The sequence below is a fragment of the Sphingomonas jeddahensis genome (assembly GCF_001981525.1).
GTDB classification, from domain to species: domain Bacteria; phylum Pseudomonadota; class Alphaproteobacteria; order Sphingomonadales; family Sphingomonadaceae; genus Sphingomonas; species Sphingomonas jeddahensis.
Genome location: NZ_MPSB01000001.1, coordinates 160,868 through 177,104 on the forward strand (window position 1 = coordinate 160,868; position 16,237 = coordinate 177,104).

Genomic DNA, 16,237 nt, shown 5'->3' on the forward strand with positions numbered 1-16,237 from the left:
CCAGCTTCGCTGGTCCCCCTCCCCGTGCCGGAGAGGATATGCGGCTGTCCTACACGCCGCACTCGTGTCAGCGTCCCCTTATGCTCACCCAATCCCCAACGTTGGGAAAACCGCGCCAGCGCCTCAACATTGACAACATTCGCGAGGCCGCATGACCGTCCTCACCACCGCGCGCCCGCTCGACGTGGTCGCGGATTTCCCCGCGATTCCCGAAGGCTGGGCCTATCTCGACACTGCCGCGACGGCGCAGAAGCCGCGCTTGGTAATCGACGCGATCACCCGCGGCTATGGCGAGACCTATGCCACCGTTCACCGCGGCGTATATCAGCGCTCGGCCGACATGACGCTCGCCTATGAAGCCGCACGCCGTGCTGTCGCCCGCTTTATCAACGGCGCCGAGAACGAGGTCGTGTTCGTCCGCGGCGCGACCGAGGCGATCAACCTGGTCGCGCAATGCTGGGCCGGCATGCAGTTAAAGGCGGGCGACCGCATCCTGCTCTCCGCGCTCGAGCATCACAGCAACATCGTGCCGTGGCAGATGGCCGCCGAGCGCGTCGGCGCCGCAATCGACGTCGTCCCGCTGACTGCCGATCACCGCATCGATCTCGACGCCATGGCCGCTATGCTGCGCCCCGAGCACAAGCTGGTCGCGCTGGGGCATGTCTCCAACGTGCTCGGCTCCGTCCTCGACGCGAAGCGCGCGGCCGCCCTCGCGCATGAGGTGGGCGCGAAGATCCTCATTGATGGTTGCCAGGCGGTGCCGCGGCTGCCGGTCGATGTTGCCGATCTCGATTGCGACTTCTACGTCTTCTCCGGCCACAAGCTCTACGGCCCGACCGGCATCGGCGTGCTCTGGGCCAAGGCCGACCTGCTCGACGCCATGCCGCCGTACCAGGGTGGCGGATCGATGATCGACCGCGTCACCTTCGCAAAGACCACCTACGCCCCGCCGCCGACCCGTTTCGAGGCCGGTACGCCGCACATTGTCGGTGCGCTCGGGCTTCACGCCGCGATCGACTATGTCGAGGCGATCGGCCTCGATCGCATCCATGCGCACGAGACGGCGCTGGTCGCCCGCACCCGCGAGGCGCTCGCCGGCATCAATTCGGTTCGCCTGTTCGGGCCCGAGGACAGCGCCGGGATCGTGTCTTTTGCGATTCAAGGGGTGCATCCACACGACATCGGCACCATCTTGGACGAGGCAAAGGTCGCGATCCGCGCCGGCCATCATTGCGCGCAGCCGCTGATGGAGCTGCTTGGGGTTGAGGCGACCGCACGCGCCAGCTTCGGCGTCTATAACGGCCCGCAGGACGTGGACGCGCTGGTCAAGGGCATTGAGAGAGTAACGAGGATTTTCGGATGAGCGATTCGATCCGAGTGGAAGAAGTGGTTGAAGTGGCGCAGGCCAAGCGCGCCCGCGTCGAGGATGCGGTGGAAACGCCAGCGCGCCAGCGTGATTATCTCGACGGTTTCCTGAAGCAGCAGCCGCAAGGCGACGTGGCGCATGAACCGGGCGGCGCGCTGTACGAAGCGGTGATCGAGTCGCTGAAGGAGATCTACGATCCGGAAATCCCGGTCAACATCTACGATCTCGGCCTGATCTATAATGTCGAGGTGACCGATGGCGGCCATGCGGTCGTCACCATGACGCTGACGACGCCGCATTGCCCGGTGGCGGAGTCGATGCCGGGCGAGGTGGAATTGCGCGTCGGCTCGGTGCCGGGCATCGCGATCGCCGACGTGAACCTCGTCTGGGATCCCCCCTGGGATCCGGCCAAGATGTCTGACGAAGCCCGGCTCGAACTGGGGATGTTGTGATGACCACCGCCACCCGCACGCGCCCCGCCGCGCTGATCCTCACCGATACGGCAAAGGCGCGCGTCGCCGATCTGATGAGCAAGGCGCCCGCCGGTGCGATCGGCGTGAAGCTCTCCACGCCACGCCGCGGCTGCTCAGGTCTCGCTTATTCGGTCGATTATGTCACCGAGGCCAAGCCGTTCGACGAGAAGATCGAGACCGATGGCGGAACGCTTTACGTCGACGGCGGATCGATCCTGTACCTGATCGGCTCCACAATGGATTGGGTGGAGGACGATTTCACCGCCGGCTTCGTGTTCAACAATCCCAATGCGAAGGGCGCATGCGGCTGCGGCGAGAGCTTCACCGTCTGAATTCCTAAGCTGCGATGCAGCATCCATCGTGACCAATGATGCGGGGGTCGTTAAGCTCGCGTCACGATGACCAGCGAAGCCACGCCCGCCACCGTCCGTTCGGCGCTTGCCGACCGGATCGTCGACACCCTCATCCACCGTATCGGCAAGGACGAGCGCGCCGCGCGCAAGCACGATTGGCTTGAAGCGACGATCCTGACGCTGCGCGACGAAATCATCCACAAATGGATGGCCTCGACCCGCGCCGCGCATGCCGCGGGGGCGAAGCGGGTTTATTATCTCAGCCTCGAATTCCTCATCGGCCGCCTGCTTCGCGATGCGCTCTCAAACCTCGGCCGCAACGAAGAGGTGGGGGAGGCGCTTGCGTCGCTTGGCGTCGACTTGGCCGAGATCGAGGAGATCGAGCCCGACGCCGCGCTCGGCAACGGTGGCCTTGGCCGGCTCGCGGCATGCTTCATGGAAAGCCTCGCGACGCTGGATCTGCCGGCCTATGGTTATGGCATCCGCTATGTAAACGGCATGTTCCGCCAGCGGCTGGATGATGGCTGGCAGGTGGAACTGCCCGAGACGTGGCTCGCCCATGGCAACCCATGGGAGTTCGAGCGGCGCGAGAGCGCCTATTTCATCGGCTTCGGCGGCGAAGTGACCGGCAGCGAGACGGGGCAGGTGCGCTGGAAGCCGGCGGAGGCGCTGGACGCGATCGCTTACGACACGCCGGTAGTTGGCTGGCGCGGCAAGCGGGTCAACACGCTTCGGCTGTGGAGCGCGCGCGCCTTTGATCCAATCCGCCTCGATGCATTCAACGCCGGCGACCACATCGGCGCGCTCGCCGGCCAGGCACGGGCGGAAGCGCTGGTCCGCGTGCTTTATCCTTCGGATTCGAGCAGCGCCGGCCAGGAACTGCGTCTGCGGCAGGAGTATTTCTTCTCCTCCGCCTCGATCCAGGACATTGTCCGCCGCCACATCCAGTATTTCAAGGACATCCGCACGCTACCAGACAAAGCGGCGATCCAGCTCAACGATACCCACCCCGCCGTATCCGTGGCGGAGCTGATGCGCCTGCTGGTCGATCACCACGAACTGTCGTTTGACGAGGCATGGGACATCACGCGCCGGGCCTTCGGCTATACCAATCACACCTTGTTGCCCGAGGCGCTGGAAAGCTGGCCGCTGCCGCTCTTCGAGCGGCTGCTGCCCCGGCACATGCAACTAATCTACGCAATCAACGCCAAGGTGCTGCGCGAGGCGCGGCGCACAGCCGGGATCGGCGACCAGGCAATCGCGGCGATCAGCCTGATCGATGAAGGCGGCGAGCGGCGCGTGCGCATGGCCAACCTTGCCTTCGCCGGCAGCCACAGCGTCAACGGCGTCGCGGCGCTCCATACGGAACTGATGAAGCAGACCGTCTTCTCCGATCTCCACCGGCTCTATCCAGATCGGATCAACAACAAGACCAACGGCATTACCCCGCGGCGATGGCTGCTCGAGTGCAACCCTTGCCTAACGGCGCTGATCCGCGACGCGATCGGGCCCGATTTCCAGGACGATGCGAGCAAGCTCAAGGCGCTAGAATCTTTTGCAAACGACGCATCGTTCCGGGAGCGTTTTGGCGCGGTGAAGCGTTCCAACAAGGTGGGACTGTCCAACTATATCAAGGAGAGCATGGGGGTGGCGCTTGACCCCGATGCGCTGTTCGATGTCCAAATCAAACGCATCCACGAATATAAGCGCCAACTGCTCAACATCATCGAGACGGTGGCGCTGTACGACCAGATCCGCAGCCATCCGGAAAAGGACTGGACGCCGCGAGTGAAGCTGCTCGGCGGCAAGGCGGCGTCAAGCTACCATAATGCCAAGCTAATCATCAAACTGGCGGCGGACGTGGCGAAGCGGATCAATAGCGATCCGTCCGTCGGTGGTCTGCTCAAGGTCGCGTTCGTCCCCAATTACAACGTTAGCCTGGCCGAGGGGATCATTCCCGCCGCCGATTTGTCGGAACAGATCTCCACCGCCGGCATGGAGGCGTCGGGCACCGGCAACATGAAGTTCGCGCTCAACGGTGCGCTCACGATCGGCACGCTCGACGGCGCGAATATCGAGATCAAGGATCATGTCGGCGACGAGAATATCATCATCTTCGGCCTGACCGCCGATGAAGTTGCCGCCAAGCGCGCCGACGGCTACCGCCCGCGCGACGCGATCGAGGGCAGCGCGGAGCTGAAGCAGGCGGTTAACGCGATTGCATCCGGCGTGTTCTCGCCGGACGATCCCGGGCGGTACCAGGGGCTAATGAACGGGCTATACGATCACGACTGGTTCATGGTCGCGGCGGATTTCGACAGCTATGCGGCGGCACAGCGCTCGGTCGATGCGCGTTGGGCGGACAAGGATGGCTGGCGCGGGGCGGCAATCCGTAATGTCGCCAATGTCGGCTGGTTTTCTTCCGATCGCACGATCGGGGAATATGCGCGCGACATCTGGGGCGTGATGTGAAGCCGTCGCGCTCCGCCATCACCGCGTTGCTGGCGGGGCGTCATGACGATCCATTCTCGTTGCTCGGCACCCACGCCGGGCCTGAGGGCACCTTTGCCCGCGCCCTGATCCCCGGCGCGGAAACGGTAGAAGCGCACAGCCTCACCGGTGAGAAACTGGGATTACTCGAACGGGTCGACGAGCGTGGCCTGTTTGAAGGCAAGGTCGCGGGCGATCCCCAGCCGGTGCGCTATCGCGCGCAGGGCTATGGGGCCGAATGGTGGGTCACCGATCCTTATACCTTCGGCCCCGTGCTCGGCCCGGTTGACGATCTATTGATGGCCGAGGGCACGCACTTCCGCCTGCATGACAAGATGGGTGCGCACCTCATCGAGCATGAGGGGGCGGGCGGCGTTCACTTCGCGGTTTGGGCGCCCAATGCGCGGCGCGTATCCGTGGTCGGTGACTTCAACGATTGGGACGGTACGCGTCACCTGATGCGGCGCCGTCTCGATGTCGGCGTGTGGGAAATTTTCATTCCGGACATCGGTGCCGGGCGGCATTACAAATACGAAATCATCGGCGCGGACGGTCAGCTTCAGCCGCTGAAGGCCGATCCCTTCGCCTTCGCCACCGAGCTTAGGCCAAGCACCGCCTCGATCACCGCCACCCCCTTCGAGCACGAATGGGGCGATGCCGATCACCGCGCCGCCTGGGCCGGCGTCGATCCGCGCCGCGTTCCGATGAGCATCTATGAGGTGCACGCCGGCTCGTGGGATCGCGACGAGAACGGCTGGTTTCTCACCTGGGATGCGCTTGCCGACCGGCTCATTCCCTATGTGGTCGACATGGGGTTCACCCATATTGAGTTCATGCCGATCTCCGAACACCCCTATGATCCGTCGTGGGGCTATCAGACGACCGGCCTCTATGCGCCCTCCGCACGCTTCGGCGATGTCGAGGGCTTCGCCCGCTTCGTCGATGGCGCGCACCGCGCCGGGGTCGGCGTGCTGCTCGATTGGGTGCCGGCGCACTTTCCGACCGATGCGCATGGTTTGGCACGCTTCGACGGCACGGCGCTCTACGAACATGAAGATCCGCGGCTTGGCTACCATCCCGATTGGAACACCGCGATCTACAATTTTGGTCGGCGCGAAGTGTCGGCGTTCCTCGTCAACAACGCTTTGTTCTGGGCCGAGCGTTATCATGTTGATGGCTTGCGCGTCGATGCGGTCGCGTCGATGCTGTACCGCGATTACAGCCGCAAGGCCGGCGAGTGGATCCCAAACCCCGAAGGCGGGCGCGAGAATTGGGAGGCCGCCTCCTTCCTCCAGTCGATGAACCGCGCGGTCTATGGTGCTCATCCCGGCATCTTCACCGTGGCGGAGGAATCGACCGCATGGCCGGGCGTAACCCATCCCGCCCACCACGGCGGACTGGGCTTCGGCTTCAAGTGGAACATGGGCTTCATGCACGATACGCTGAAGTACATGGCCCGCGAGCCGGTCCATCGGCGCCACCATCATCATGATGTCACCTTCGGCTTAGTCTATGCGTTCAGCGAAAACTACGTCCTCGCGCTAAGTCATGATGAAGTCGTCCACGGCAAGGGATCGCTGCTCACCAAGATGAGTGGCGACGACTGGCAGCAATTCGCCAATCTGCGCGCATATTACGCCTTGATGTGGGGTTATCCCGGCAAGAAGCTGCTGTTCATGGGGCAGGAATTCGCCCAGCGTGCCGAGTGGAGCGAGGAGCGCTCGCTCGATTGGCACCTGTGCGACGCAACCGCCCATGCTGGCATCCGCAAGCTCGTCCGCGACCTCAACCGCATCTACCGCGAGACGCCGGCGCTGTACGCCCGCGATTGCGAGCCGGAAGGGTTCGAATGGCTGGTCAGCGACGATGCCGCCAATTCCGTCTTCGTGTGGCTGCGCAAGGCACCAGGCGCCAAGCCGGTTGCCGTAATCTGCAACATGACGCCTGTCGCGCGCGCGCCGTACCGTGTGCCGCTGCCGCATGACGGGCGCTGGCGCGAGATCCTGAATTCGGACGCGAGTGATTATTGGGGGTCGGGCCTCGGTAATCTCGGCGGCGTCGTCGCGAAGGATGGAGCAGCGATGGTCACGTTACCCCCGCTGGCGACGATCATGCTCGAGTTTGAAGCGTAACAATTCCCCCTCCCGCTTGCGGGAGGGGCTGGGGGTAGGGCTTTCCTCCAGCGAACTATTCTCTCGGGGCACGCCCACCCCCGACCCCTTCCGCAAGCGGGAGGGGAGGAAGGAACTAAGAGGATGGATCACCACCACCACCGCAAGGGACAGCCGCTCGCACGCGATGCGATGGCCTATGTGCTCGCCGGCGGTCGCGGCAGCCGCCTGCACGAGATGACGGACACGCGCGCCAAGCCGGCGGTCTATTTCGGCGGCAAGAGCCGGATCATCGACTTTGCGCTGTCGAATGCGATCAACTCGGGCATCCGCCGCATCGGCGTCGCCACCCAGTATAAGGCGCACTCGCTGATCCGCCACTTGCAACGCGGCTGGAATTTCCTGCGTCCGGAGCGCAACGAAAGCTTCGACATCCTGCCCGCGTCGCAGCGCGTCAGCGAGTTCCAGTGGTACGAAGGCACCGCTGACGCCGTCTTCCAGAACATCGACATCATCGAAAGCTATGGTCCAGAGTTCATGGTCATCCTCGCGGGCGACCACATCTACAAGATGGACTATGAGCTGATGCTCCAGCAGCATTGCGATTCCGGCGCCGATGTAACGGTCGCCTGTCTCGAAGTGCCGCGGATGGAGGCAGTCGGCTTCGGCGTCATGCACGTCGATGAAACCGGCCGCATCATCGATTTCGTTGAGAAGCCCGCCGACCCCCCCGCTATGCCCGGCAAGCCCGATATCGCGCTCGCCTCCATGGGCATCTACGTCTTCAACACCTCGCTGTTATTCGATCAGCTGCGCCGCGATGCTGAAACACCTGGATCGAACCGTGATTTCGGCAAGGATATCGTTCCCTGGTTGGTGAAGAACGGCAAGGCGGTGGCGCACCAGTTCACCGACTCGTGCATTCGATCCTCGAACGAGGCGTCGGCCTACTGGCGCGATGTGGGGACGGTGGACGCTTATTGGGAAGCCAATATCGATCTAACCGATGTGGTGCCCGCGCTCGACCTCTACGATCGCACATGGCCGATCTCGACCTTTTCTGAGCTGACCCCCCCGGCGAAGTTCGTCCACGACATCGATGGGCGCCGTGGCTCCGCGGTGGCGAGCCTCGTGTCGGGCGATTGCATCGTCTCGGGCTCCTCAATCTACCGCTCGCTGCTGTCGACGGGCGTGCGGACGCACAGCTTCGCGATGCTCGACGAAGCGGTGGTGCTGCCCTTCGTGAAGATCGGCCGCGGCGCGCGGTTGCGGAAGGTGGTGATCGATCGCGGGGTGGAGATTCCGGATGGCCTGGTGGTCGGCGATGATCCGATCCTCGATGCCAAGCGGTTTCGCCGCACCGACAGCGGCGTCTGCCTGATCACCAACCCGATGATCGATCGGCTGTGATCGCGCCGTGAAGGTTCTTTCCGTTGCCTCGGAAGCCTATCCGCTCGTCAAGACGGGCGGTCTGGCGGATGTCGTGGGTGCGCTGCCCGCCGCGCTGAAGCCGCACGGCATTGAAATGACGACGTTCCTGCCCGGCTATCCCGGTGTGGTGAAGGTTGCCGATGCCAAGCCGATCCACCAATGGCCGAACCTGCTCGGCGGCGGTGAGGCGCGGCTCATGTCCGGCAATCTCGCCGGCCATCCCTTGCTGGTGCTCGACGCCCCCGGCATGTTCGCGCGCGAAGGCGGGCTATATGCCGCCTCCACTGGCGGCGACTGGCCGGACAACTGGCGCCGTTTCGCTGCTTTCGCTTACGCCGCTGCGGAGATCGCCAACGGTGCGGTGAAAGGGTTCTCCTTTGATCTGCTCCATGCGCATGATTGGCAGGCCGGTCTTGCACCGCCATACCTGCGCTATGCTGCCGCACCGGTCAAATCGGTGATGACCGTCCACAACATCGCCTTTCAGGGCCAGTTCGGCGGCGACATCTTTCCTTATCTCGATTTGCCGCCGGAAGCCTGGGCGCTGAACGGTGTCGAATATTACGGCGGCGTCGGATATCTGAAGGCGGGACTGGAAGCAGCCGACGCGATCACCACCGTCAGTCCCACGTACGCGCGGGAGATCATCCGCCCCGAATTCGGCATGGGCCTGGAAGGACTGGTCGCCACGCGTGCCGACAGTGTCTTCGGCATCGTCAACGGTATCGATCCCGCAGTCTGGAACCCGCAAGCGGATCCGGCGCTCGCCGCCCGCTATTCCGCCGATACGCTCGCACGCCGCGCCGAAAACAAACGTGTGGTCGAGCGCGCCTTTGCGCTGGACGAGGATGATGGCCCTTTGTTCACCGTCATCACGCGCCTGACGTGGCAAAAGGGCATGGACGTGCTCGCCGGTGCGCTCGACGCTCTGGTCGGCATGGGCGGGCGGCTCGCGCTGCTTGGCTCGGGCGATGTTGCGCTGGAGCAGGCGTTCCGCGCTGCTGCCGATCGCCATCCAAGCCGCATCGGCGTGCGCATCGGCTATGACGAACCCCTGTCGCACCTGCTGCAAGGCGGCGCTGACGCGATCATTATCCCCTCGCGGTTCGAGCCGTGCGGGCTGACCCAGCTTTACGGCTTGGCCTATGGCTGCGTGCCAATCGTCGCTCGCACCGGTGGCCTGGCGGATACGATCATCGACGCCAATGCCGCTGCGCTTGCCGCAGGGGTCGCGACTGGCATTCAGTTCGACGGTGCCACGCACGAGTCTCTGACCTACGCTTTGCGTCGTGCGACCGATCTTTATGCCAATGCGGCCCGGTGGCGTTGCATTCAGCAGCGCGGCATGGGGGCGGACTTTTCCTGGCGGACGAGCGGGGCAGCCTATGCCGCGCTTTATCGGAGTTTGATTGAGGCATGATCGAGACGGTGGCGACCACGCCTTTCACGGACCAAAAGCCGGGCACGTCGGGCCTGCGCAAGAAGGTGAAGGTTTTCCAGCAGGCCCATTACGCCGAAAACTTCATCCAGTCGGTGTTCGACGTGGTGAAGGGCAAGCAGGGAGCGACGCTGGTGATCGGCGGTGATGGTCGCTTCCTCAATCGCGAGGTGATCGACAAGGCGATCCGCATGGCCGCCGCGAACGGCTTCGGCCGCGTGGTGGTGGGGCAGGGCGGCATCCTCTCCACACCCGCCGCATCGAACATCATCCGCCAGCGCGGTGCAATAGGTGGTCTGGTGCTCTCGGCGAGCCACAATCCGGGCGGGCCGGACGAGGATTTCGGCATCAAGTACAACATCGCCAATGGCGGCCCCGCGCCCGAGAAGGTCACCGACGCCATCCATGCGCGGACCAAGTCAATTGATGAGTATCGGATCGCTTCGGCGGCATCGATCGACCTCGATGCGATCGGGGAAAGTCAGATCGGCGAAATGGTGATCGAGGTTATCGACTCCGTCGCTGACTATGCCGATCTTATGCAGTCGCTGTTCGACTTCACCGCCATACGTGGCGCCGAGTTGACGATGGCTTTTGATGCGATGAGTGCCGTGACCGGCCCTTATGCCAAAGAGATTTTGGAGCGTCGGCTCGGTTTCGCTGAGGGCTCGGTGCGCAACGGCACACCTTTAGAGGATTTCGGCGGTCATCATCCAGATCCGAACCTCGTCCATGCGCGCGAGCTGTACGATCTGATGATGAGCCCCCACGCGCCGGACTTCGGCGCGGCGTCGGACGGTGATGGCGATCGCAACCTCATCATCGGTCGCGGGATCTTCATCACGCCATCGGACAGTCTAGCGATGCTCGCCGCCAACGCGCATCTGGCGCCCGCTTACGCCGGCGGGCTGAAGGGCATTGCCCGCTCAATGCCGACCAGTGCCGCCGCCGATCGTGTGGCCGATGGGCTCGGCATTCCCGCGTATGAAACGCCGACCGGCTGGAAGTTCTTCGGCAATCTGCTCGACGCCGGCATGGCGACGATTTGCGGCGAAGAAAGCGCCGGCACCGGCTCCGATCACGTCCGCGAGAAGGACGGTCTCTGGGCTGTGCTGCTGTGGCTCAACATTCTCGCCGCGACCGGCAAGTCGGTGAAGCAGATTGCCGATGAGCATTGGGGAAGGTTCGGCCGCAATTATTATGCTCGTCACGACTATGAGGGCGTGGACAGCGCCGCCGCTGACGCGCTGATGACGGAATTGCGGGGCAAGCTCGGCGAATTGCCGGGGCAAAGCTTCGGCCTGTTAACGGTCGAGGCGGCGGACGACTTCGCCTATGAGGATCCGACTGACGGTTCGGTGAGCCGCAAGCAAGGCGTGCGCGTGCTCTTCGCCGGCGGCAGTCGGGTGGTGTTCCGTCTTTCAGGCACCGGAACCAGCGGTGCGACGCTGCGGGTGTATCTGGAGCGGTACGAACCGGTTGCGGGTCGCCTTGATGCTGATACAGCGGAGATGCTAGCGGAAATCGTGGCCGCTGCGGATGCGATCGCTGAAATTGTTCGCCACACCGGCCGCACGCAACCTGACGTAGTGACGTGAGGGTCGGCGATTCAAACCTCGGGGACCATCACGAACGTTATCGCGGCAAACGCTCGGATCGGTTGCGACTGATGCGCTGCGCTGAAGCCCGGCCTCGCCTACAATGACCGATCCCGAGATGCGGGCCTTTCGCGTGCGTTCGCCCAAAGCCGTTGCCGTCTGGCTATGCCTGTTCGACAACGACGATCGTGAGACGCGAATCCCGTTGGTGCGCGATGGAGATGACTGGACTGCCACGGTCGCCGCCGTTGAGGGCACCCGCTATGCCTATCGTGCCGATGGCCCGCCGCCATTCGATCCGTCCAAGCTGCTCGTCGACCCCTATGCAACGCATCTTGACCGGCCATTCGCCTACGACCCGCGACTGGGGGAGCGTGGCATCGAAACGGCGCCCTTTGTGCCTAAAGCTGTCATTGCCAGACCATTCTCCTCATGGGACCGAGCGCCGCCGCTATTCTTTCCGGGCGGACTGATTTACGAAATCAATGTCCGCGGCTACACATTGCTACACCCCGACGTGCCGGAGGCGCTGCGGGGCACGATAGGCGCGCTGGCGCATCCTGCCGTCGTCGCGCACCTCCAGAAGATCGGTGTGGATGCCGTAGAGCTCATGCCAATCGTCGCGTCGATTGACGAACGCCATCTCGCGCCGCTCGGCCTGCGGAACGCCTGGGGCTACAATCCCGTCGTGCCGATGGCGCTCGATCCGCGCCTGTGCCCGGGCGGTGTGGCGGAACTGCGCGCGACCGTCGCGTCGCTTCGCGAGGCAGGTATCGGCACGATCCTCGATCTGGTCTTCAACCATAGCGGCGAGAGCGATCTGAATGGGCCCACTTTGTCGTTCCGCGGGCTTGATGATGCGGTGTACGCGAGGACGCCAGACGGCAAGCTGATCAATGATGCCGGCACGGGCAACACATTCGACTTCGGCAATCCCGCCGTGCGCGCGCTGACCCTGGCGACGCTGCGTCACTTCGTCGATCAGGCTGGTGTGGATGGCTTCCGCTTCGATCTTGCCCCCATCCTCGCCCGGGCGCCGGGCTTTGATCCGCACGCCCCGATCTTCGCTGAGATTGGGGCTGATCCGCTGCTCGCGGATCGCATCGTGATCGCCGAGCCCTGGGATGTCGGGCCCGGCGGCTACCAGCTTGGCAACTTTCCAGCGACCTGGCTGGAGTGGAACGACCGGTTTCGCGACGACGTTCGTCGGTTCTGGCGAGGAGACGGAAAAACCGGCGACTTGGCAACAAGGATCTCCGGCTCGACCGACATTTTCGCCGATCAGCGCACCAGAAGCGTCAACTTTGTCGCGGCGCACGACGCTTCACGCTCGCCGATGCTGTCGCCTATGCGCGCCGCCACAACGAGGCGAATGGCGAAAACAACCGGGATGGCAATGCCGATGAGGTGAGCTGGAACGCGGGCGTCGAGGGTCTCGGACGCGACGCTGATGTCCGCGCACTTTTGGCCACGCTTTTCGCCTCCCGCGGCACGATCATGCTGGCCCCGGGTGACGAATTCGGCCGCACCCAATGTGGCAACAACAATGCCTACGCCCAAGACAACGAGGTCTCGTGGCTCGACTGGGCAGGGCGCGATCGGGAGCTGGAGGACTATGTCGCGAGTCTCGCCGCTTGGCGGCGCGCGCATCCGGAAATATCTAAGCCACTGATCCGGCACGACCTTCGGTGGCAGGCGCTGGACGGCTGCGCGATGGAGCCGTGGATGTGGGCTGATGCGTCCGGCTTCGACATGAGCCTCCAGGATGGCGCGAGCATTCGGATCGACCGGAACGCTCGCGCAGTCACCTTGAGTTCCTGACTGGTTCGCGATCAGCGCTGCGGTAAAACCAGATACTTCTCGCCAGTCGCGCGCTTGCCGAACGCGGCGATGATCTCGGCATCGAGCATATCTTCTAGCGTGATGCGCTTGGTGTACTTGCTGGCGAACGTCGTCTTCAATTCCGCAGCCACACGGGCGCGCAGCGCCTTGGCTTCCGCCGCGCCGATATCCTCAAGGAAATAGGTCAGCAGCCAACCGCCCATCCGCCAGCGCATGCCGAATCCGCGGTTGAACTCGGTAGGCGCGGTGGACAGGCCACCATAGACATAGACCTGTTTCATCTGCCGCGAGCCATAAGGCCCATCGACCTTCTGTGTCCGTAGCGCGGCCTGCTCCATTGCGGCCAGGATCTGTCCTGCGAGCTTGCCACCGCCGACCGCGTCGAAAGCGAGGAACGCCTGTGTCGCGGCGATCGCCTCGATCAGCTTGGGCATGAAATCGTCTGCGGTCATGTCAACAACATGCTCTGCCCCGAGGTCACGCAGCAGCTGCGCCTGCGCATCGCTGCGCACGATGTTGACCAGCGGGATGCCATCTGCCGCGCAGAGCTTCACCAGCATCTGGCCCAGGTTCGATGCGGCAGCGGTGTGAACCAGACCCTTATAGCCCTCGCGCTTCAGCGTGCCGACCATGCCGAGCGCAGTGAGCGGATTGACGTAGGACGAGGCGCCTTCCTCGGCGCTGGTTCCATCGGGTACGATCATGCAGGCGGCCGCCGGTGCCTTGCGATATTGCGCATAGAAACCGCCGCCGGCGAGCGCCACCGTTTTGCCGAGCAGTGCCTGTGCCGCGTCCGATGCGCCTGCCGCGACCACGACGCCGGCACCTTCGTTGCCGACCGGCAGATCGATCCCTGCGCGTGCCGAAAGGGCTCGCTGCACCGGCGGCGAAAGCCGCGCAACGGCGGCGTCGCCATCACGCTCGAACGCGGTGCCTTCGGTAAGCGCGAGGAGCACGCCCAGGTCCGACGGATTTATTGGGCTCGCTTCTACGCGGACGACGACCTCGTCATCCCCCGGTGTCGGAAGCGGCACGTTCTGGAGCGAAAGGCGAACCTGGCCGTCCGTGGTGACGGTAGAGACGAGGCGGCGGTGGGTGGTGGGCAGACCGGTCATGAAGGCTCCTCTCGTTTGCCCGAGGCTGTGCGGGAGTGAAGCAGCCATGTCGACCCAAAAGAACTCGCGTGCCCCTCGAGCTAGTCTAACGGCGTGGGACAAGGATCCTCACGAGCGGCACGTGCTTCCACTGACTTAGCACCAGCGGGGCACCAGCTAGGAGTGCGCTGATTTAGTCCAGCGTCATGCCCCTCATACAGCCTTCATCGCGCCAAGCCTTGATCGTGTTGAAGAAAGCGACCGGCCCCTTGCCGTAGCTGGAGAAGCTAGCGGCCTTCGGGCTTAGCTGACCCTCTCCGTTATAATAGCCCGGTGTGCATTCCTCGAGGAACTTGCGCCGGTCGAGCACGGCGGAAAGGATCTCCTGCGTCCAAGCCTCCTCCGCTTCTTGGGTAGGCTCCACCCGCGACTTTTGCGACCGCATCGCCTCGCCGATAATGTGCGCGGCATGACCCGCCTGTTCGAGCAACGCGTGCGGATAATTGGCGGTAAAGCCCGACTGGACCACCGAGAAGATGAACATGTTGGGGAAGCCGTTGACTGTCATGCCGTGCAGCGTCTTGCCGCCGTCCACCCATTTCTCCTCGAGTGTACGCCCACCAACGCCACGCACGTCATAGCCCGCGCGCCGCGCGTAGCTGGTGCCGACCTCGAAGCCGGTGCCGAAGATCAAGCAATCGAGCTTATACTCCTTGCCCGCGACCACCACGCCATTCTTGGTGATCCTCTCTACGCCCTGACCATTGGTATCGACCAATGTAACGTTGGGGCGGTTGAACGTCGCCAGATAATCGTCATGGAAGCACGGGCGCTTGCAGAATTGGTTGTACCAGGGCTTGAGCGCGTCGGCGGTCGCCTTGTCCTGCACCACATCATCGACGCGGGCGCGGATCGATTCCATCTTCTGGAAATCGGCGAGCTGAACCAGATCGTCGGGGTTCTCCACGCCGCTCTTCAGCGCCTTCATGCGCGCGATGATGCCGAGGTTACGAATGATGTCAGTCCAACCGTCGTTGACCAGATCCTCGTCCGCCCATCCGCCGGAGACAAGGGTGTTGAAATTTTCCATGCGATGCTGGTGCCAGCCGGGCGTGAGCGACTGCGCCCATTCGCTGTCGGTCGGGCGATCGCCGCGCACATCGATCGACGAGGGAGTGCGCTGGAAGACGTAGAGCTGCTTCGACGCCGCGCCGAGATGCGGCACGCACTGCACCGCTGTCGCCCCGGTGCCGATGATGCCGACCACTTTGTCGCCGAGCTTGTCGAGCCCGCCGTTCTGGTCGCCGCCGGTATAGGCATAGTCCCAGCGGCTAGTGTGGAACGTGTGCCCTTCAAACTCCTCGATGCCAGGGATGCCGGGCAATTTGGGGCGATGCAGCGGGCCGTTCGCCATGACCACGAAGCGCGCCCGGATCGCGTCGCCGCGGTTGGTGAAGACAGTCCAGCGCCGTGTTTCCTCATCCCAGGCCATGTCGGTGACTTCGGTCTGGAACAGCACGTCGCGATAGAGATCGAAACGCTCGGCGATGCGACGGGAATAGGCGCGAATTTCCGGTCCCTGGCTGTATTTGCGTTCGGGAACGAAGCCGGTTTCCTCCAGCAGCGGCAGATAGACGTAGCTTTCGATATCGCATGCCGCGCCGGGGTAACGGTTCCAATACCACGTGCCGCCGAACTCGCCGCCCTTCTCGATCAGTCGGACATCTTCGATCCCGGCCTCGCGCAGCTTGGCACCGGCGAGCAGACCGCCGAAGCCGCCACCGATCACCACGACCTCTTTCTCGTCGGTCAGCGGCCCGCGATCGATCGGTGCCTCGATGTATGGGTCTTCGAGATAATGGGCGAACTTGCCCGCCATTTCGACATATTGCTCGTTGGCGTCGGTGCGCAGGCGCTTGTCGCGTTCCGCCAGGTACTTGGCCTTTAGTGCCTGGGGATCGAACGCCAACTTGGCATCGGGCGCATCATGGATCGCCTGCGACTCGAGCGTCATCTGCCTCTCCTCGTTCCTGCTTTTTAT

10 protein-coding genes and 1 pseudogene are annotated in these 16,237 nt (G+C 63.6%); 9 read left to right on the forward strand and 2 right to left on the reverse strand.

Features of this window, described 5'->3' with window-relative positions:
- Positions 1 to 151: 151 nt before the first annotated feature.
- The 9 genes and pseudogenes from SPHI_RS00680 to SPHI_RS00720 all read left to right on the forward strand — a co-directional run bounded on the left by SPHI_RS00680 (position 152) and on the right by SPHI_RS00720 (position 13,081).
- Complete coding sequence (locus SPHI_RS00680) at positions 152 to 1,363, forward strand: cysteine desulfurase (RefSeq protein WP_076742969.1); 1,212 nt, start codon at positions 152 to 154, stop codon at positions 1,361 to 1,363.
- Positions 1,360 to 1,818 (forward strand): SUF system Fe-S cluster assembly protein, encoded by a 459-nt coding sequence (locus tag SPHI_RS00685; protein WP_076742970.1) that lies wholly within the window; start codon positions 1,360 to 1,362, stop codon positions 1,816 to 1,818. The genes SPHI_RS00680 and SPHI_RS00685 overlap by 4 nt, the downstream gene beginning before the upstream one ends.
- A complete protein-coding gene (locus SPHI_RS00690; RefSeq protein WP_076742971.1) occupies positions 1,818 to 2,171 on the forward strand; it encodes a HesB/IscA family protein in 354 nt (117 codons plus the stop codon). The genes SPHI_RS00685 and SPHI_RS00690 overlap by 1 nt, the downstream gene beginning before the upstream one ends.
- 66 nt (positions 2,172 to 2,237) lie before the next feature.
- Positions 2,238 to 4,664: a glycogen/starch/alpha-glucan phosphorylase gene (locus tag SPHI_RS00695; protein ID WP_076742972.1), complete on the forward strand. Its 2,427-nt coding sequence runs from the start codon at positions 2,238 to 2,240 to the stop codon at positions 4,662 to 4,664.
- Positions 4,661 to 6,814 carry a 1,4-alpha-glucan branching protein GlgB gene (glgB, locus tag SPHI_RS00700; RefSeq protein ID WP_076742973.1) on the forward strand — a complete coding sequence of 718 codons (2,154 nt, stop codon included), beginning with the start codon at positions 4,661 to 4,663 and terminating at the stop codon, positions 6,812 to 6,814. The genes SPHI_RS00695 and glgB overlap by 4 nt, the downstream gene beginning before the upstream one ends.
- Before the next feature lie 123 nt (positions 6,815 to 6,937).
- Entirely contained in the window at positions 6,938 to 8,203 is a 1,266-nt protein-coding gene (gene glgC, locus SPHI_RS00705) for a glucose-1-phosphate adenylyltransferase (protein ID WP_076742974.1), read from the forward strand.
- A 7-nt stretch (positions 8,204 to 8,210) separates the two neighbouring features.
- A complete protein-coding gene (glgA, locus tag SPHI_RS00710; protein ID WP_076742975.1) occupies positions 8,211 to 9,644 on the forward strand; it encodes a glycogen synthase GlgA in 1,434 nt (477 codons plus the stop codon).
- Complete coding sequence (locus SPHI_RS00715; protein WP_076742976.1) at positions 9,641 to 11,260, forward strand: alpha-D-glucose phosphate-specific phosphoglucomutase; 1,620 nt, start codon at positions 9,641 to 9,643, stop codon at positions 11,258 to 11,260. The genes glgA and SPHI_RS00715 overlap by 4 nt, the downstream gene beginning before the upstream one ends.
- A gap of 103 nt (positions 11,261 to 11,363) precedes the next feature.
- Positions 11,364 to 13,081: pseudogene (locus tag SPHI_RS00720) on the forward strand (glycogen debranching protein).
- Between the two features lie 11 nt (positions 13,082 to 13,092).
- Here SPHI_RS00720 and SPHI_RS00725 read toward each other — a convergent pair.
- Positions 13,093 to 14,217, reverse strand: coding sequence for a zinc-binding dehydrogenase (locus SPHI_RS00725; protein WP_076742977.1), 1,125 nt, complete (start codon positions 14,215 to 14,217; stop codon positions 13,093 to 13,095).
- Positions 14,218 to 14,389: 172 nt separating this feature from the next.
- Positions 14,390 to 16,210, reverse strand: a complete 1,821-nt coding sequence (locus SPHI_RS00730) for a flavin-containing monooxygenase (protein WP_076742978.1) — start codon at positions 16,208 to 16,210, stop codon at positions 14,390 to 14,392.
- Positions 16,211 to 16,237 lie beyond the last annotated feature (27 nt).